Annotated in this window: 21 protein-coding genes and 1 riboswitch; of the genes, 16 read left to right on the top strand and 5 right to left on the bottom strand. The window is 47.8% G+C overall.

Annotated features, from left to right (window positions below; all coding sequences use genetic code 11):
* Window position 1: 1 nt before the first annotated feature.
* Window positions 2-283, bottom strand: a complete 282-nt coding sequence (ftsB, locus tag VBY75_RS01900) for a cell division protein FtsB (protein WP_054488026.1) — start codon at window positions 281-283, stop codon at window positions 2-4.
* Between the two features lie 92 nt (window positions 284-375).
* Between ftsB and VBY75_RS01895 the strand changes: the two genes are divergently transcribed.
* Together VBY75_RS01895 and VBY75_RS01890 are read left to right on the top strand one after the other, a co-directional pair.
* Window positions 376-1098: a sulfite exporter TauE/SafE family protein gene (locus VBY75_RS01895; RefSeq protein ID WP_199494546.1), complete on the top strand. Its 723-nt coding sequence runs from the start codon at window positions 376-378 to the stop codon at window positions 1096-1098.
* A 40-nt stretch (window positions 1099-1138) separates the two neighbouring features.
* Window positions 1139-3631: an EAL domain-containing protein gene (locus VBY75_RS01890; RefSeq protein WP_416510776.1), complete on the top strand. Its 2493-nt coding sequence runs from the start codon at window positions 1139-1141 to the stop codon at window positions 3629-3631.
* On the opposite strand, the gene VBY75_RS01885 is transcribed toward VBY75_RS01890, so the two are convergent.
* Window positions 3628-3894 (bottom strand): DksA/TraR family C4-type zinc finger protein, encoded by a 267-nt coding sequence (locus VBY75_RS01885; protein ID WP_199494548.1) that lies wholly within the window; start codon window positions 3892-3894, stop codon window positions 3628-3630. The genes VBY75_RS01890 and VBY75_RS01885 overlap by 4 nt on opposite strands.
* Window positions 3895-4001: 107 nt before the next feature.
* On the opposite strand from VBY75_RS01885, the gene VBY75_RS01880 reads away from it, so the two are divergent.
* Genes VBY75_RS01880 through VBY75_RS01870 form a run of 3 tightly spaced genes read left to right on the top strand, consistent with a single transcriptional unit; the run spans window position 4002 to window position 5518 of the window.
* Window positions 4002-4304, top strand: coding sequence for a DUF2007 domain-containing protein (locus VBY75_RS01880; RefSeq protein WP_222235424.1), 303 nt, complete (start codon window positions 4002-4004; stop codon window positions 4302-4304).
* A 31-nt stretch (window positions 4305-4335) separates the two neighbouring features.
* On the top strand, window positions 4336-5073 hold the full coding sequence (locus VBY75_RS01875; protein WP_199494549.1) for a ZIP family metal transporter: 738 nt from the start codon (window positions 4336-4338) through the stop codon (window positions 5071-5073).
* A gap of 22 nt (window positions 5074-5095) precedes the next feature.
* Window positions 5096-5518, top strand: a complete 423-nt coding sequence (locus VBY75_RS01870; protein ID WP_054488036.1) for an MAPEG family protein — start codon at window positions 5096-5098, stop codon at window positions 5516-5518.
* A 21-nt stretch (window positions 5519-5539) separates the two neighbouring features.
* Here the strand turns inward: VBY75_RS01870 and VBY75_RS01865 are convergent, their stop codons facing one another.
* Window positions 5540-6196, bottom strand: coding sequence for a Fe2+-dependent dioxygenase (locus tag VBY75_RS01865; protein WP_416510772.1), 657 nt, complete (start codon window positions 6194-6196; stop codon window positions 5540-5542).
* 88 nt (window positions 6197-6284) lie between these two features.
* Between VBY75_RS01865 and VBY75_RS01860 the strand changes: the two genes are divergently transcribed.
* The 11 genes from VBY75_RS01860 to thiH all read left to right on the top strand — a co-directional run bounded on the left by VBY75_RS01860 (window position 6285) and on the right by thiH (window position 16489).
* Window positions 6285-7079 carry a hypothetical protein gene (locus VBY75_RS01860; protein ID WP_278356109.1) on the top strand — a complete coding sequence of 265 codons (795 nt, stop codon included), beginning with the start codon at window positions 6285-6287 and terminating at the stop codon, window positions 7077-7079.
* A 135-nt stretch (window positions 7080-7214) separates the two neighbouring features.
* Window positions 7215-7607 carry a c-type cytochrome gene (locus tag VBY75_RS01855; protein WP_416510769.1) on the top strand — a complete coding sequence of 131 codons (393 nt, stop codon included), beginning with the start codon at window positions 7215-7217 and terminating at the stop codon, window positions 7605-7607.
* Between the two features lie 33 nt (window positions 7608-7640).
* Entirely contained in the window at window positions 7641-8798 is a 1158-nt protein-coding gene (locus VBY75_RS01850) for a multicopper oxidase domain-containing protein (RefSeq protein WP_416510767.1), read from the top strand.
* Between the two features lie 11 nt (window positions 8799-8809).
* Window positions 8810-9562, top strand: a complete 753-nt coding sequence (locus tag VBY75_RS01845; protein WP_416510765.1) for a formylglycine-generating enzyme family protein — start codon at window positions 8810-8812, stop codon at window positions 9560-9562.
* A complete protein-coding gene (locus tag VBY75_RS01840; RefSeq protein WP_199494942.1) occupies window positions 9555-10181 on the top strand; it encodes an SCO family protein in 627 nt (208 codons plus the stop codon). The genes VBY75_RS01845 and VBY75_RS01840 overlap by 8 nt, the downstream gene beginning before the upstream one ends.
* 43 nt (window positions 10182-10224) lie before the next feature.
* Window positions 10225-10343: riboswitch (TPP riboswitch) on the top strand.
* 83 nt (window positions 10344-10426) lie between these two features.
* Window positions 10427-12130 (top strand): phosphomethylpyrimidine synthase ThiC, encoded by a 1704-nt coding sequence (gene thiC / locus VBY75_RS01835; protein ID WP_199494943.1) that lies wholly within the window; start codon window positions 10427-10429, stop codon window positions 12128-12130.
* Window positions 12127-13644 carry a thiamine phosphate synthase gene (gene thiE / locus VBY75_RS01830; protein ID WP_416510762.1) on the top strand — a complete coding sequence of 506 codons (1518 nt, stop codon included), beginning with the start codon at window positions 12127-12129 and terminating at the stop codon, window positions 13642-13644. Before thiC ends, thiE begins: the two co-directional genes overlap by 4 nt.
* Window positions 13634-14392 (top strand): HesA/MoeB/ThiF family protein, encoded by a 759-nt coding sequence (locus VBY75_RS01825; RefSeq protein ID WP_416510760.1) that lies wholly within the window; start codon window positions 13634-13636, stop codon window positions 14390-14392. The genes thiE and VBY75_RS01825 overlap by 11 nt, the downstream gene beginning before the upstream one ends.
* On the top strand, window positions 14376-14576 hold the full coding sequence (thiS, locus tag VBY75_RS01820; protein WP_054488062.1) for a sulfur carrier protein ThiS: 201 nt from the start codon (window positions 14376-14378) through the stop codon (window positions 14574-14576). The genes VBY75_RS01825 and thiS overlap by 17 nt, the downstream gene beginning before the upstream one ends.
* A gap of 3 nt (window positions 14577-14579) precedes the next feature.
* Window positions 14580-15350, top strand: coding sequence for a thiazole synthase (locus VBY75_RS01815; RefSeq protein ID WP_278357877.1), 771 nt, complete (start codon window positions 14580-14582; stop codon window positions 15348-15350).
* Entirely contained in the window at window positions 15347-16489 is a 1143-nt protein-coding gene (gene thiH, locus VBY75_RS01810; RefSeq protein WP_222235430.1) for a 2-iminoacetate synthase ThiH, read from the top strand. The genes VBY75_RS01815 and thiH overlap by 4 nt, the downstream gene beginning before the upstream one ends.
* On the opposite strand, the gene VBY75_RS01805 is transcribed toward thiH, so the two are convergent.
* The gene (locus tag VBY75_RS01805) at window positions 16440-17117 is read right to left on the bottom strand and encodes a hypothetical protein (RefSeq protein WP_222235431.1); all 678 of its coding nucleotides are present in this window, start codon (window positions 17115-17117) and stop codon (window positions 16440-16442) included. The genes thiH and VBY75_RS01805 overlap by 50 nt on opposite strands.
* Window positions 17071-18363, bottom strand: coding sequence for a phosphopyruvate hydratase (eno, locus tag VBY75_RS01800; RefSeq protein ID WP_110014058.1), 1293 nt, complete (start codon window positions 18361-18363; stop codon window positions 17071-17073). Before eno ends, VBY75_RS01805 begins: the two co-directional genes overlap by 47 nt.
* Between the last annotated feature and the right edge of the window lie 12 nt (window positions 18364-18375).

Genomic DNA, 18375 nt, shown 5'->3' with positions numbered 1-18375 from the left:
GCTACGGGTTGCGGTCAGGAACAAGACGGAAGAAAACTTCATCCTTTTTAATCATCCCTAGTTCGTTGCGAGCACGTTCTTCCAGCGCATCCTCCCCTTCACGCAAATCTTCAATATCCGCGTAAATCAGTTGATTGCGCCGTTCCAGGTTTTCGTTCGTTGTTATCTGATTGCTGACTTCTTGCTGCAACCGCCAATAGTCAGGTAAGCTATTTTTCCCAAACCACAGACGATACTGTAACGCAATAAACAAGGCCAACAACACGACCAGAGTCACCCGCATACCCAGCTCCGTTGTTTTTCCTGTTATCATTATGAAGACTATTCGCGTGGCTGAAAAGCCGTTTTCAGAATTTACAGATAAAAGAGGTTAATTTGGAGTATTTTGCTGCTGCTTTGGTGTTCTTTTTTGCGGCCTTACTGCAGGGTATCAGCGGCTTTGGCTCTGGACTGCTCGCCGTGCCAATTCTTGCTCTTTGGTTTCCGATTAGCGTTCTTACTCCAGCGTTATCTGTTATTAATATTATTGTCGGCGGTTGGATCTACTGGAAAAACAAAGAAGCAGCGCGACCGTCGCAGTGGAAGTGGCTTATTCTGTCCGGCGTTATCGCCTCTTTAATTTCAGGCTCTTTGCTATTAACCGTTAATGAACAATTTATTAAACTCATTCTTGGGTTTGTCATACTTGCTGTCGCGCTTATCCTCGCCAGCGGTAAGCAACTGCCGACAGCTGAGCACGCTCCCGGGCACATTGCCGTAGGCACTGGCTCTGGGCTACTCAATGGTTTAATGACTTTAGGCGGACCGCCCATAGTATTATTTTTGGCCAATGCTCGTATCCCTAAACAGCAGTTCCGCGCCACCCTCAGCTTATTCTTTTGCTGTATTGCCATTGCGAATGTCGCAAACTTTTCGCGCCAATCGATTTACGCCGAACCGCATCTTTATCTCATTTTGACCCTACTACCTTGCGCCCTGATTGGCGCAAGTGTCGGCCATAGGCTTCAGCACCATGTTTCAGAGAGACGTTTTCGTCAGTTTACTCTCATACTTATGATACTTTCCGGCCTAAGCGTCGTAATACAAAGCATTAAATAGTCTTAGTACTCAAGCCACCGGCTCTGGTAAAGTCAAGATTATGCAAGACACTCTTTATACATTTTTTGATTTAGGTCAGTTTGCCCGGCTACCACTGACGGGGTCCCATCACTCTGGTTTGGTGGCGCTCTCCTACTGTGTCGCATTATTAGCTTCTTATACCGCCATTTTAACACTTGAGCGAGTGCAGCTTCATACGCGAAAGGCCTCCAGATACAGCTGGTTATTAGTCAGCTCAATTATTGCCGGCATAGGCGTCTGGAGCATGCATTTTATTGGTATGCTTGCCTTTGAGCTTAACTTACCAATGAACCATGGCGTAGGCTTAACCTTACTTTCCATCATTCCGGCAATAGTCGGTAGCTTTTTCGCTTTAAAAGGGCAAGTAGCTGCGCCATCGGTACGACAGACTTTATTCGGAGGAACTGTTTTAGGTGCCGGTATAGGACTCATGCATTATACGGGGATGGCCGCGATGATATTGCCAGCGTCGCTGCGTTACGATCCTTTATGGTTTCTGTTTTCTGTCGTTGTTGCTGTCTCGCTGGGCATAATTGCACTGCTTACCTACCGTCGTTACCGACATGCAGAAAATATGACGTTAAGCAACCGTCGAACGGTTCAAATTATCGTTGCGGCCATTATGGCATTGGCCATATCCGGGATGCACTATACCGCCATGATTGCCGCTAACTTTTATCCAACGGGCGAATCGGAAGCTCTGTTTACCGGCCATAGTAGCTGGCTTGCATACGGTGTGGGTATTGGCGCTGCTTTCAGTGCGTGTATGGCAATTGTTGCAACCCGAATTGATCACCGTCTTCAGCAACAGCAGAAATTAGCTCAAATGTCTGCCAAACAGCTTTATGAGGTCATCAGTGCAATTGATGATGGACTGCTGTTATTTGATGAGCGCAACCGCGTACTTCTCGCTAATGAAGCCTTTGCAAGGTTAACGGGTGACAACCTGGATAAAATTAAGGCTCAAAAGCTGGATATCGAACACTATCTCGAACACGCGAATGAGTTATTAGAATATATACAAAGTACACTGGACAGCGGTAAAGCCTGGCATGGCAAAGTCAAAGTAAAGGAGCGCTCGGGGGTTAGCTTCCCAGTACGTTTAAGCATTTCCGAAGTGCGTTATCAGGATCAAAAAGAACGTCATTTCGTTGCCACAGTAACAGATATCACCGCAGAGGTTGAGGCCAGCGAGCGTATACGAAACCTAGCTTATAACGACGCATTGACCGGACTGGCAAACCGCCGCTCATTACTGGACCATCTACACCAAGAGCTGACACATAGTGAGAAAAATGATGAAACCGGCGCGCTAATTCTTTGTGACATTGATAAGTTTAAAATACTCAATAATACTCTGGGCTCCGATATGGGCGACCTGTTACTGAAACGTGTGGCAGAAAGATTACAAAACTCCACCAAAAGTAACTCCTTTCTCGCTCGTTTAAGCGCTAACGAGTTTGCAATTGTTTTAACTGAAATAAGCAGTGGTAACCTTGCCAATGTAAAGCAACAATTATTAACCCGAATTTATCAGTTACAGGAACAACTCCAGCAACCTTATCAACTGAATAGTTATACTCACCTATGCTCTTTTAGCGCCGGAGCCTCGCTTTTCGAGGACAGTCAACTAAACGCAGAAACTTTAATGACACAGGCAGGGCTGGCGTTATCTCACTCTAAGCGCAAAGGCATTGGTGAGGTCTCACTTTTTCATCAAGAGCTTGCTGATGCCGTAACAAAGCGAGTGAAACTCGAAGAACAGTTGCGCCATGCCATTAAACAACAGGAGTTCGAGCTCTACCTGCAACCTCAGGTAAATTCCATTGAAGAGATAACCGGAGCAGAAGCACTTATCCGTTGGCCACAAAAGAACGGCAGCTTTATCTCTCCCGCCGACTTCATACCACTTGCGGAAGAAACGGGATTAATCATCCCTTTGGGTTATTGGATAACGGAACGAGCTTGTAGCATTTTGCAGCAATGGCAACAAGACCCGGTTAAATCCACTTTGCAGTTGTCAATCAATGTCAGCGCTAAGCAATTTCAACAGCCTGACTTTGTTGAGCAAGTAAAGGGATTAATCAAAGCATATGCAGTCAAAAAGCATCAACTGAAACTGGAATTAACGGAAAGTTTGCTCATGGATGATATTTCCGATATTACGAACAAGATACAGCAGCTAAAAGAGGTAGGCGTCGAGTTTGCACTGGATGACTTCGGAACCGGCTATTCTTCCCTTTCTTACCTTATGCAAATTCCGTTCGATACACTTAAAATTGACGTTTCTTTTGTTCGCAATATGTTAGACAGCGAAGAAAAAGCACAGATTGTTCATACCATCATTCAGTTAGGGGAAAGCCTGAAACTCAGCATCGTTGCTGAAGGCGTAGAAACTCAGCAACAGTTCGATTATTTATCGAGCTTGGGCTGTAGTAATTTTCAGGGGTATTTATTCAGTAAACCCCTGCCTGAAGCTGAGTTTTCTATAAGCGATAACTCCTCTATTTAACGAAGTTGGCTGTCTTTACTTCCGCGTCGATTAAAGCTGCCTTCGCGTGAATCTTGCTTATCTTGCTCAGCCTGACAGTCGACACATAAACGAACACCGGCAATAGCTTCTCGCCGGGCCTGAGGAATGGGCTCACCACACTCTTCGCAATACTCCAGGCTCTTGCCATCCGATAATTGGCTTCTTACCCGTTTTACTTCGTCTTCTGTGCTTGCATCAATTTGTTCCTGCACCGCACCATCGTGTGACCAGCCACCGGCCATAATTAACTCCTCAAAACAAAATGGAGAACACAAACGAACTCTTAGTCTGATACATTAATTATAACGTAAAAACCACAAACACTTTAGTGACAGCCGAAGAAGGCCTTATGAAACTTATTTATACGCGCGAAAACAAACTATTGGTGGAAAACGCCCGTAACTTACTGCAAATGGAAGGTATTGAAACAGTAATGAAGAACGAGTTTTCCAGTGGCGCGGCGGGTGACCTGGCGCCACAAGACACCTGGCCTGAGCTTTGGCTAGTCGATGAGATACAACTGGACAAAGCCAAGGCATTGCTTGAGAAAATGGAAGAGCAGGCTGAAGGTGATGACTGGCGCTGCAATAACTGTCAGGAAGTTAACGGAGCCGCTTTTGAGGTCTGCTGGAGTTGTGGAAGCCCGGCTTAACTAACTAAAAGTAACTGAGGGATATCATAATATGCTGCTATGGATTCTTGGCTTTACGTTATTAGGCAGCTTAGGTGCTATCTTTTGCGCCGGCCTTTTTCTGACCTTCCCGCACAGTGTGCGTAAGTTATTAACGCCCAGCTTAATGAGTTTTGCCACCGGTACCCTGTTAGCTGCGGCTTTTCTTGGCATGATACCCGCCGCTTTAGAACTAGCTGACGGTTATCAGGTATCGGCCAGTGTACTGGCCGGTATTATTTTATTCTTCGTAGTAGAAAAGCTGATTCTCTGGCGCCACTGCCGCGACCGCGACTGCGACCCTCACGAACGTGCAGGCCCCTTAATTCTTATTGGCGACGCTGTACATAACTTTACCGACGGTGTGGTTATTGCCGCGGCTTTTCTCACCTCTGTACCTTTAGGCATTGCCACCGCAGTCGCAATCATAGCGCATGAAATACCGCAAGAAGTCAGCGACTTCGCTATTTTACTGGAGAGTGGCTTTGAACGGAAAAGAGCACTTTTACTGAATAGTCTGGCTTCATTAACAGCCATCCCCGGTGCTTTAATTGCTTATTTCTGGCTTGCCCAGGTCAGCGCCGCTGTTCCCTACGTATTAGCAATTTCCGCTTCAAGCTTTATTTATATTGCAGCAGCGGATCTTATCCCGACGCTGCAGCGACAACACAACCCTGCCTCATCGGTTCGGCAGTTTATTATGATAATCATTGGTATCGCAATTATCGGCTGGGTAAATACCCTGGCTTAATTTGAAACAGGAGACATAAAACATGAACGGAAGTGAAACTTATACTATGGCTTATTGGGGTGTGCTCATTGCACTGGTCATTTTGCTGGTTCAATGGCTTATCGCCAGCGGTCAGAAAGCAAAACAACCCGGAGCTGTACCCGGAAAAATTGATGACTCGCTCAGTCACTCATCTTTTGTATTTCGTGCTCACCGCACCTTAATGAATTCACTGGAAAACTACCCATTGATGCTGGGAACGGTATTTCTTGCCTTTTTCATCGGCACCAGCGCTTTCTGGACTGGGTTATTCATCTGGGTATTCGCAATTGCGCGCTTAATTCACATGATTCTCTACTACAAAATTGCTACAGAGAAAAACCCAAGCCCACGCAGTTATTTCTTTATGATTGGCCTGGCAGCCAACGTCGCTTTACTGATTTTGTGCGGTATAACCCTCGTCTGAGTATGTTTCTAAAAGGGCTGATTAAACATCAGCCCACTCTCTTAGCAGGTTATGAAATACTTTCGTCAGCCGGTCAAAGTTTTCAGATTTACCATTGGTATCGAACTCTGCTTTTAGGGATTGCTCCAAATCAAACAGCAGTTCTCTGTGGGAAGGCTGCTTCACTAAGCTCTGTACCCAACCTATCATCGCCAACCTCTCCCCTTTTGTTACCGAATTAACCCGATGGAGGTAATGACTTGGATACATGAGAATATCACCCGGCCCCAGACGCCAGCTTCGCTCACCACTGGTATCCTCGATAACTAATTCTCCGCCTTCAAAGTCAGACAATGGTGATAAGCCCAAGGTAAAAGAAATATCCGTTCTCACGCCGTTCATTAACGAATCATCCATATGAGTACCGTAATACTCTCCCTGTTGATACCGGTTGATAGAAACCCTGGCAACCTGCTTAGGTCGCATTACTGATTGCACCAGGCTATTTTGCTGCAGCCTGTCCAGCAATACCTCCGTGGCTGCCTGCGATTTCTTGCCGGCTAGTTGTTGGTTGTTTTTCACATCCTTTGCCGCCCAACCAGCCGTGCTTTTACCGTCACTAAACTGACTGACATCCAGACCGGAAACAACGCTGCTTATGGTCTCTTTATCAATGGCATTACTGATTTGTAATATCATACTGCTGCATTTCCAACTTGCGAATAGTTATCATTTCTGCAAATATACAGAAGTTCACTCTTTTAAAAAAGCTTACTAAGGTTTATCTATGTTTGAAAAGAAAAAAGTCTGGTTAGGTGTTGGTAGTGTTCTTGCCACCACCGTAGCCGCGTCACAAGTATCAGCCACGGTGCTCACGCAACCCAGTGCGGCACCGACAATGTTTATGGCTGCCCCTATGGCAGAAGGCGAAATGGCGGCCCCGGAAATAGATCTAAACACGAATGACACCGCCTTTCTGGCGCAGCTTGGTTTTATTCGTGGTCACTTGTGGGTGGGCATGAAGCTTTATGAACAAGGCCACATTGAAATGGCCAAGACCCATATGAAACACCCCGGCGATGAGCTTTACAGTGGTCTGACTGAAGCCTTTGAAGCCCGTGGCTTACCGGGTTTCGCTGAACCTTTGAATACACTGGCAGAAAGCGTGATTAATGACCAGAGTAAAGACGTTGTTATGAATAATTACAACGAACTCCGGGATGCTATCAGCGCTAATGAGCCCATTGATAATATGTTGGCTAAAGATGTGATACTAAGCATTTCATCAATGTTAATGGTTGCCGCCGACGAGTACGCCGTTGGCATCCAAAACGGCGAGGTTGCAAACGTACACGAATATCAGGACGCCCTGGGCTTTAAAGAGATTGCGTTGGATCGTTTGAATCGCATTAACGATGCAGAAGCTCATAAAGCCCAGGATGCAATCAATGAAACTCGTCAAGTGATTAATAACCTGAATAACCTCTGGCCGACTACCACTCCGGAAGCCAAAGTTGATGGCGAACCCAGTAAAATTTATGGGGCTGCATCTCGTATTGAATTAGAAGCACGCAGTATTTAGTACCCCTTTCTTGGTTTTTGACCTACTCCCATTATACCCATAGGAGTAGGTCTTTCTTACCTCTTCATATCACTAGCTAAAACCCGCCACAGCGCTATTCTAGGGACATCTTAAGTCAGTCACTAAGGTGTCATTATGAGCATTCATTCTTTCGTTAAAGTATCACTCATTGCAGTGTCACTTGCCGGTCTATTTATAAGCCAGCCAGTCAGCGCCAGCGATGGCGAGAACGTCTATAAAAAATATTGCCAAGCCTGCCATCAGCCAAACGGTAAAGGTATGCAGGGCGTTTTTCCTCCGTTAGCTAACAATTCAAACCTTAAAGACAAACCAGCTTATATCGCTGAAACCATCATTAAAGGTAAGTCAGGTCCTATCACTGTCAAAGGAACCAACTACAACGGCTCAATGCCGCCCATGGGTTATCTAAAAGACGCAGATATTGCAGCGTTAGTTAATTACATCAACACAGAACTGGTGCAAGGCAGCGAAGAAACAACTGCCGATGCGGTTAGCAGTTTACGTTAAATCTATTTATTAGTTGTTAAAGGAAATATCACTATGAAAACTCTAAGCTTATCCATTATCAGTGCGTCTCTGCTTGCCGCTATGGCTTCTGTATCAACTCCAGCTACTGCTGCCGATATGAAACTTAAGCACGACAGTGAGTATGTTATTGACGGTAAAATCTATGGCTTACCAGAAGCTAAGGTTTATCGTGAAGACTACAATGGCCCAGCCGTTGTGGGTGACTATCTCACTCAGGTTCCAAACATAGCGAAGCTTGACTATGAGGGTAACAAAACTCACGACGTACGCATGGACGTTTTTTCACAGAAAATTGAGGTTGCCCCTGGCGTCAGCTATTCAGCCTGGACATTCGGTGGCTCAGTACCAGGTCCTGTATTGCACGTACGTGAAGGCGACCGCGTCATTTTTAAAATGAAAAATCGGTCTGATGAAGAAGTAACTATTACAAAACCGGTCAAAAATGGTTCACCATTTTTCCAGCAAGTACAAGCGAACAATTATCAGAATAATCAGCCAGTGATTAATCCTATGCCACACTCTATGGATTTCCATAGCGGAACAGTAGCGGCGGAAGACAAGTGGCGTACCATTTCTCCGGGTGAAACTATTGAGTTTGAATGGATAGCCAACTACGCCGGTACTTACATGTACCACTGTGGTACTTCCAGTGTGCTTATGCACACAGCTATGGGCCAGTATGGTGCGGTTGTTGTATCGCCCAAAGACGGTTACACAACTGATAAAGACGTTGATCACGAGTACGTTTTGGTGCAATCAGAGCACTATTTGGAAGAAGCGGCTGAAGGTAATTATATTTACAACCACGGCGCAGCGCTCGATCGTCAACCAAGCCACGTTACTTTTAATGGTCATGTTGCAGCTCTTAGCGACAACCCATTACGTGCAAACGAAGGTGACCGGGTACGCCTACATGTATTAAACGCAGGCCCGTCCGGCACATCAAGCTTCCACGTTATTGGAGCGATTTTTGACCGCGTGTGGTACGAAGGCGACCCGCGTAACGAGTGGTACGGAATGCAAACTGTTTTGCTGGGTGCCAGTAACAGTGCAACCATCGACTTTATTGTTCCGGAAGAAGGCATTTACAAACTGGTTGATCATGAATTTGCTGATGCAGAACGTGGTGCAGCTGGTGCGTTAATTGCCGGCCCTCGTAAAGAGAAATAAGGGGAAAGGTTATGGTTAAGTGGCTTGGAGTTGCAGGTGTTTTGTTTTCACCGTTAGTGCTCGCGGACCCAGTCCTGATTAACGGTGGTCCTTTCGAACCTCCGGTATTACTGGACAAAGAGCGCCTCAGCATTGAAATGGACAGTTTTATGCTGGATGCAACTCCGGTCACTAACCAAGCTTACCTGGAATTTGTACATGAGAACCCTCGTTGGCAACGAGATAACATCGCTGCCCTGTTCCACGATGGAAACTATCTGAAACACTGGAGTGGGAACACCGCTATTGCAGAGGATAGAGAAAACGAACCTGTGACTTATGTTTCCTGGTTTGCCGCACGAGAATACTGCGCCGCTCAAGGTGGTCGGTTGCCCAGTCTTAATGAGTGGGAATATGCTTCTGTGCTATATCGGCAACAGCAAAACATTAGTGACAATGACTACGCACGCAAACTGTTTGCCTGGTATAGCCAGCCACACACGAGTAAACAACAAACTGTTGATCCAAACGCAGACCAACTGATGCATATGCACGACCGCGTCAACGAATGGGTGAACGACTATCAATTATTATTAAGTAACGGCGATGATGTCGATTTGCTCTCCGGTTCTTGTGGCGACGGAGCGCGCTTTATGTCCAGTTTCACCAACTCCAATTACGCCACATTTTTCCGTTATCAGTCTCGCAGTGATTACGCTCCTCAAAGTGCAACCAGCACTATGGGATTCCGCTGCGCATACGACCTGGAGAACGACCATGAATAAATTCTTTCAACTTACTGCTCTGGCTTCATTGGTGTTCTCTGCGCAGTTAATGGCGCAAGATCATTCACACCACAATAAGCACGGTGACCATAGCAATCACACAACAATGAATGCGGCAGAAGTGTCTCACTCCCAGTCGGTATACCAAATTGATGCGTCCTGGAAGACACATCAAAAAAATGAGTTAAAACTGTCTGAGCTTGAAGGAACACCGGTAATTATTTCGATGATTTACGGCAGTTGCACCACCGCCTGCCCGGTGTTGGTTCATGACGTAAAACGCTTATACAGCAAGCTGGACGAAGATACCCAAAAGCACGTTAAGCTTGTTATGGTGAGCTTCGACACTAATCGCGATACACCCGAGGCACTAGCCGACTACGTTAAGCAATATAAGCTTAACAACGACAACTGGCTGTTTCTGAACGGTTCAGAGCAGGACATCAGAACACTTGCTACAGTACTTGGAGTGAGATATCGCCAACGTCCCGACGGTGATTTTGATCACAGCAATTTGATCACCATTCTCGATAAGCAAGGGGTTATTGCTGAGCGTATAGAGGGCTTAAGCCAGCCGATGGATAAGCCTGCAAAAGTTGTCACTAAACTGGTTAGATAATAACGGCGGTTGCATTCGCTCTAAGATTTTGTTCCACTAAAAAAGAATCTTGTCGGAGTGCCGGTTACTTTATTGAGTAAGTAGTCGGCTGAGACCGCAATTGCGGGATCCGTTGAACCTGATCAGGCTAATACCTGCGAAGGGAACAAGAGAGCACCAGCATGACACAACCGTCGTTTCTGCGCTGGTGTTCCTTTCAACACTCCTGACAAGCATCTCTAACATCAACAAAATGAGAGAATGCTATGTCAACTGCACCATCGAATAACCGTTTAAACCGCCAACAGGCTGAATCTTTTTTATCCTCACTTTCCGGGCATTATTACCCTAATTCCAGCCGTGAATTTCTGTCCGGCACTAACGATATCCAGGTGCCCTTTCGCCGCATTCATCTAAGCGAAACTTTGCACCAGCCCACGCCTGGCGTTAAGTTACCACCTAACGAACCGGTGGATGTGTATGATACCTCCAGTGTCTACGGTGACCCGGACGCTACAATTGACGTTAAAGCGGGTTTGAAAAAGGTTCGTGAGAACTGGATTCAGCAACGACACCGCGAGAGTCAACAAAACAATCACGGTATTACTCAACTGGCCTACGCCCGGCGTGGCATCGTTACTCCGGAGATGGAGTTCATTGCACTGCGCGAGAATATGGGTCGGGAGCATCTGGAAAACCCCATAACGCCCGAGTTTGTTCGCGATGAAGTTGCCAGTGGGCGCGCAATTATACCCGTTAATACCCATCATCCCGAATCAGAACCAATGATCATTGGACGCAACTTTTTAGTGAAAGTGAACGCCAATATCGGTAATTCCTCGGTCAGTTCGTCCATTGAAGAAGAAGTTGAGAAGCTGGTATGGGCCACGCGCTGGGGCGCTGATACCGTTATGGACTTATCGACCGGCCGTAATATTCACCAAACTCGGGAATGGATCTTACGCAACAGTCCAGTCCCTATTGGTACTGTCCCCATTTACCAGGCACTAGAGCGCGTCAATGGCATTGCCGAGGATCTGAACTGGCCAGTATTTAAAGACGTACTGCTGGAACAGGCTGAGCAAGGAGTCGACTACTTTACGATTCACGCCGGCGTACTGCACGACTTCATTAAACTGACCGCAAAGCGGGTTACCGGCATTGTTTCGCGCGGCGGTTCAATTATGGCGAAATGGTGTATGGCGCACCAGCAAGAGAGCTTTCTTTACCAGCACTTCCGGGATATCTGCAAAATTTGTGCGAAATATGACATATCACTGTCTTTAGGTGACGGCCTGCGCCCCGGATCAATAGCCGACGCTAACGATGAAGCTCAGTTCGCAGAACTTCGGGTACTCGGCGAGTTGACTCAAATAGCCTGGGAATACGATGTGCAGGTGATGATAGAAGGCCCAGGCCATGTGCCCATGCATAAAATTCAGGAAAATATGGATGAGCAGTTAAAGCATTGTCATGGCGCGCCGTTCTATACCTTAGGGCCGCTAACCACCGATATCGCCCCCGGTTACGACCATATTACTTCAGGTATTGGTGCTGCCATGATCGGCGCTTTTGGCTGTGCCATGCTCTGCTACGTAACACCGAAAGAACACTTAGGTCTGCCTAATAAAGAAGATGTTAAACAAGGGATGATCGCCTACAAGATAGCTGCTCATGCCGCCGATTTAGCCAAAGGTCACCCGGGTGCTCAGGCGCGGGATGACGCTATGTCAAAAGCCCGCTTTGAGTTTCGCTGGGAGGATCAGTTTAACCTGGCGTTGGATCCTGTAACTGCCCGCAGCTATCACGACGAAACGCTGCCGCAGGATTCGAACAAAACCGCGCAGTTTTGCTCCATGTGCGGTCCTAAGTTCTGCTCCATGAAAATTTCTCACGAGGTGCGTCAATACAATCCGGACACTCGCATTGATGTAAAAGTAAAAGATGCGGCGACCGAAGGAGCAGAATGATGTCGGTACCTGTCGTATGGACCATCGCAGGTTCCGACAGCGGCGGTGGCGCAGGCATTCAGGCGGACTTGCACACGTTCCGTAGTCTGAACGTGCATGGCTGCAGTGTCATAACCACAATTACCGCCCAAAACTCTGTTGAAACCACCGGGCTATTCCCTTTAGCTGCTGACGCCATTCGTCAGCAGTTGGAATGCCTGCAACAGGACATGCCGTCTGCTGCGATAAAAATTGGGTTGCTTAGTAATGTGCAACAGCTTCAGTGTGTGGCTGACTTTTTAAAGCAATGGCCTGATACCCTTCCCCGACCTTTCGTGGTTTGGGATCCGGTCGTTGTCAGCACTCAGCAGGATAGGCTGTCAGAGCTGCTCCCGGAACACTGTACGGAGTTGCTCCCACTGGTTGATATTATGACACCGAATTTGGATGAGCTCAGTTGGTTGAGCGGCGTAGAAGTTATTGATGAAAACTCAATGTGTCGCGCCGCCGAAAAACTCTTTCATGCGGGACTAACTCAGATCCTTATCACTGGTACTGAGTTTGGTCACTCCGATGAAATCTCTGACTATTACCTTAGCGCCGATGAGCATATTCAGTACATTCAGCAAAAGCTGGAAACAAAGCACAGCCACGGAACCGGTTGTACCTTGTCTTCTGCCATTGCCGCGGCACTAGCACATGACTATCCACTTGAGGATGCCATAACAGTCGCTAATGCCTATGTCCATCAGGGCCTGATTGAGGCGAAAGGTATAGGCCGCGGACCAGGCCTTGTTGCTCATACACACTGGCCACAGAAAATTAAACATTTTCCAAGGATTAAAACGCCGGAGTTGCCCTGCGTTGACCTCCAGTTTCCCAGGCTGGACAAGGAACCCGGACTGTATCCGGTAGTAGATTCTTATGAGTGGATAGAAAAGCTCTTAAAACTGGGCATTAAAACGCTTCAGCTGCGTATTAAAGACCCAGATGCTCCTCAGTTGGAAGCCGCTATTAAAAAAAGCATTCAGCTGGCGGAGCAATATTCAGCTCAGTTGTTTATTAATGACCACTGGCAACTCGCTATTAAGCACAGCGCTTATGGCGTGCATTTAGGTCAGGAAGACTTAACGGAAGCTAACCTTCACGCTATTCAGCAAGCGGGGTTGCGGCTGGGCATTTCCACTCACAGCTACACCGAGTTATTAATTGCTCAAGCGTACACGCCCTCTTACATCGCTCTGGGTCATATCTTTCCAACTCAGACCAAGGCTATGCCGTCTAAACCCCAAGGTCTGGAGCGACTGCGCCGCTATGTCGCATTACTAGCGCCAACTAACATACCGACAGTCGCTATTGGTGGCATTTCTTTAGATCGCGTAGCTGCCGTAAAAGCTACCGGAATTAACGGCATAGCGGTTGTTAGCGCGATTACTGCTGCGAACGACGTCGAGCAGGCTGTCCATCAGTTACTGACTGCGATGGACGCTGAAGCCGAAATTAAGGAAGAGAACGAGGCTGCCCATGCTGAGTAACGAACAACTTCTGCGCTACAGCAGTAACATACTGATGAAAGAAATAGGCGAAGTTGGACAACAGCGTTTGCTGAAAAGGCATGTGCTGATTATTGGATTGGGTGGTCTTGGTTGTCCTGCCAGCCAATATCTGGCGTCATCGGGCGTTGAGCAAATCACACTGGTCGATCATGACACCGTCAGCCTCAGCAACTTACAGCGGCAAACACTCTATTCCAGCGATGATATTGGCTTGTCCAAGGCGCGGCAAGCTGGTCATTCTTTGTCGCGGTTAAACCCGGACATTCGTATCACCGCTATTGAAGAAAAGGCCTATGAAGAAAACCTAGACGCGCTCGCCGAACAAGCCGATTTAGTCCTCGACTGCACCGACAATCGTGAGACCCGGTACCTGATCAACCAAAGCTGCTACCGCGTGAATACGCCGCTCATTTCTGCCGCGGCGCGCGGCTTTAACGGGCAACTTATTGCGCTTAACCCAGAGAATTCCCACGGCTGTTATCAGTGCCTTTATCCCGACGCTGTTACTGAGCCACTGAACTGCAGTAACGCGGGTATAGCCGCTCCTGTTGTGGGCATTATGGGATCCAGTCAGGCGCTACAGGCAATTAATTATTTTACCGGACATAAGCTTGCCTGGGGTTACCTGCACACCTTCAATGGACTATCACAAAACTGGCAACAACTCTATTTACCGCGGGCCGCTTCATGCCCTGTATGCGGAGGTCAAAATGCGCATTCAAATTAATGACAAAGATTTTGAGATCACTGAGAAAAGCAATTTATCGCAGCTATTGTCTGCTCAGAACGTAGATACCTCGGCCGTTGCCGTCGCTTTAAACGGACAAATTATACACCGGGAACAATGGCAACAAACCGAGCTTAAAAACAACGATACCATTACACTTGTTCAGGCCGTGGCCGGAGGTTAAACCATGCTGAAAATAGCCGATCGCGATTTTCATTCCCGATTACTCATAGGCTCCGGCAAATACAGCAGTGCGGACGTTATGCAGAAGTCCCTTGCTGCTTCCGCTAGCGAATTAGTAACGCTGGCGTTAAAGCGCGTTGAACTTGAACGCCCCACTGACGACATTGTCACGCCTATACAAAACTTAGGTTTACAGCTTTTGCCAAATACCTCTGGTGCCAAAACTGCACAAGACGCTATTTTTGCTGCACGTCTTGCCCGTGAAGCTTTAGGTACCCATTGGCTTAAACTGGAGATACACCCCGACCCTAACTACTTGCTGCCAGACCCCATAGAAACCCTAAAAGCCGCTGAAGCTTTGGTAAAAGAGGGCTTTACCGTACTGCCCTACTGCGGTGCTGATCCGGTATTGTGCAAACGCTTAGAAGAAGTTGGCTGCGCGGCGGTTATGCCGTTAGGCGCCCCCATAGGTTCAAACCAAGGCCTGGTTACTCGAGACTTCCTACGAATTATTATCGAGCAGGCATCGGTGCCGGTCATTGTCGATGCGGGCATTGGCGCGCCAAGCCACGCCGTTGAAGCCATGGAAATGGGCGCAGACGCTGTGCTGGTGAATACCGCCATAGCCACTGCAAACGACCCCGTCGCTATGTCAAAAGCCTTTCGCGATGCGGTTATTGTTGGGCGTCAGGCCTTTGAAGCAGGCTTAAGTCAAAACGCTTCGCTAAAAGCGTCCGCATCCAGCCCGTTAACGGAGTTTCTGGAGTCGCTATGAGCTTTTATACTACCTGGGAGCAGACCAGCTGGGATGATACCCGCCTGCAGCTTTACAGTAAAAACGCGGCTGACGTTGAAACCGCTTTAAGCAAAAAACATCTGAATACGGACGACTTCATGGCCTTACTGTCGCCGGCGGCGGAGCCTTATCTGCCCCTTATGGCCGAACGCTCACAGCAACTGACCCGGCAACGCTTTGGTAACACTCTGCACCTGTTTATTCCGCTTTATTTATCAAACCTTTGTGCTAATGATTGCAGCTACTGCGGCTTTTCTATGAGTAACCGCTTAAAACGCAAAACCCTGTCGCCAGCTGAAATCGAGCAGGAATGTCAGGCCATAAAAGCCAAAGGTTTTGACACCCTGCTGATAGTGACTGGCGAGCATGAAGCCAAGGTAGGTATTGATTACTTTCGTCAGGCGCTCCCCATTGTCAAACGCTATTTCAGCTATGTCATGTTTGAAGTGCAGCCATTGGCTACCCATGAATACGCTGAATTACGCACGCTGGGTCTGGATGCGGTTATGGTGTATCAGGAAACTTACCAGGCCGCTACCTATGCTAAGCATCACTTAAAAGGCAAGAAACGCGACTTCCGTTGGCGGCTTGAAACACCTGACCGCCTGGGCGAATGCGGTATCGATAAAATTGGCCTCGGCTCGCTGATTGGACTGGAGGACTGGCGTATCGACAGCACCTTTACCGCCATGCACCTGGATTATCTACGGAGACGCTACTGGCGCAGTCGTTATTCATTGTCATTTCCCCGGCTACGTCCCTGTGCCGGAGGTGTCGATAACGCAAAAACAATTTCTGATAAACAACTGGTTCAGTTAATTTGTGCGTATCGATTGCGGTTTCCCGATGTAGAGCTCAGCCTTTCCACCCGCGAACAACAAGCGCTTCGTGATGGGTTGTTTCGACTAGGTGTGACCTCGGTCAGTGCGGAATCTAAAACGCAGCCCGGCGGTTACGCCAACGAGCAACAAGAGCTGGAACAGTTTTCGATAGACGATGACAGATCAGTAAGTGAGGTAGCACAGGCAATTAGAGCGAAAGGATTACAACCGGTATGGCAAGACTGGCTTAACGAGCTATCCGCAATGCCACCTGAAACTTTTTCCAGTCCAGAGTAGCCACTAATAACAGCTCACGCAGCGTTAAAGTGCGTGGGTTAATGCGCCCTTTATGATTCCACTGATGTCCACAGCTGGCTGCGGTCATAATGCGTTTATTGGGCTTCAGTAAGGTATCCTGAGTGTGCTCACCCTGCCCGGAAAAATCAAACCAGCCACGGTAGTTAAGGTGCAGACGCTTTTTATCAGGATCCACCCGGTCGATACTGTCCAGCATTATGGTCGTAAATTCAGGGGTTTGATAGCGAACCGGAACCACCAACCCCAAAGCGGCATGCTTAGCAAACCATTGGCTCTGCCCTTCAGCAGATATACCAGCTGAAGGAACTTTTGTCGGCTGAGGGGCTTGCCAGCTGGCGTTCTGAACATCCAGTTTTAACGGCGAATGTTGTACCGCGTTAAGACAACCATGAGCGGCGTGACGAATATAGTGCGGAAGACTGGCTAAACGACGTTGCAAAGCCGCAACAGGCATATCATTAACCTGCGCAAGTTGAGGTAATTCGCGTTCATACAGCGCTGAACACAGCTCGGCAAAATCGCCTTGCTGTGCCAGCGGCTGAAATATGTCCGCCTGTTGATTAGCCAGCGTTGACTTCCTGTCGTCCGCGGTAAGGCGCTTGGCCATTAAGATCGCCCTCTATACGCAATAATTGGTTGTACTTAGCAACCCGGTCAGAGCGACACAGTGAACCGGTTTTAATTTGACCCGCTGCGGTGCCTACTGCTAAATCGGCAATGGTGGCGTCTTCGGTTTCACCCGAACGGTGAGAAATAACCGCCGAATAACCCGCTTCGCGCGCCATTGCTATAGCTGCTAAGGTTTCTGTCAGGCTACCAATCTGATTAAATTTAATCAAAATTGAATTAGCAATCGACTTGTCGATACCTTCTTTCAGAATACGCGTATTGGTCACAAACAGGTCATCACCGACCAACTGCACTTTGCTGCCCAGTTTTTCGGTTAAGACTTTCCAGCCGTCCCAGTCGCTTTCATCCAGGCCGTCTTCAATAGAAATAATTGGGTAACGATCGCAAAGCTCTGCCAGGTAGTCGGCAAACTCTTCCGCAGTAAAGGACTTGCCTTCACCGGACAATTCATATTTACCATCACGGTAGAATTCAGAGGCCGCGCAATCCAAAGCCAGGGTAATGTCGCTGCCCATTTTATAGCCCGCGTTTTCAACCGCTTCGACAATAACTTGCAAGGCTTCTTCGTTAGACGCCAGATTGGGTGCAAAGCCGCCCTCGTCACCAACTGCCGTACTTAAACCGCGCTTCTGCAAAACCTTTTTCAGAGCATGGAACACTTCAGCGCCCATACGCAGGCCTTCTTTGAAGCTTTCAGCGCCAACCGGCTGGATCATGAACTCCTGAATATCCACGTTATTATCCGCATGTTCACCGCCGTTTAAGATGTTCATCATTGGCAATGGCATGCTGTATTTACCGCTGGTGTTGTTCAGGTTAGCAATGTGTTCGTACAGCTCGATGCCTTTACTCAAAGCCGCTGCTTTAGCCACCGCCAGAGAAACAGCCAGAATGGCGTTAGCACCCAGCTTTTCTTTGTTATCAGTACCATCGAGCTTTAGCATAATGTTGTCGACAGCGTCCTGGTTAGTCGCATCAATACCGCTTAATGCTTCAGCAATAGCACCATTAATGTTAGCAACCGCCGTTTCAACACCTTTGCCCAGGTAACGCGACTTGTCACCGTCACGCAGCTCCAGAGCTTCACGTGACCCGGTTGAAGCGCCACTTGGTGCCGCTGCACGGCCCATATGGCCCGACTCTAAATAAACGTCAGCTTCAACGGTTGGGTTACCGCGGGAATCCATGATTTCGCGACCAATAACTTTAACAATATTACTCATGCTTTAATCCTG

This window comes from Idiomarina sp. HB, assembly GCF_048059115.1.
Lineage (GTDB): Bacteria > Pseudomonadota > Gammaproteobacteria > Enterobacterales > Alteromonadaceae > Idiomarina > Idiomarina abyssalis.
Note: the sequence above shows the minus strand (reverse complement) of the source record. Positions and strands in the feature narration are given on the sequence as shown.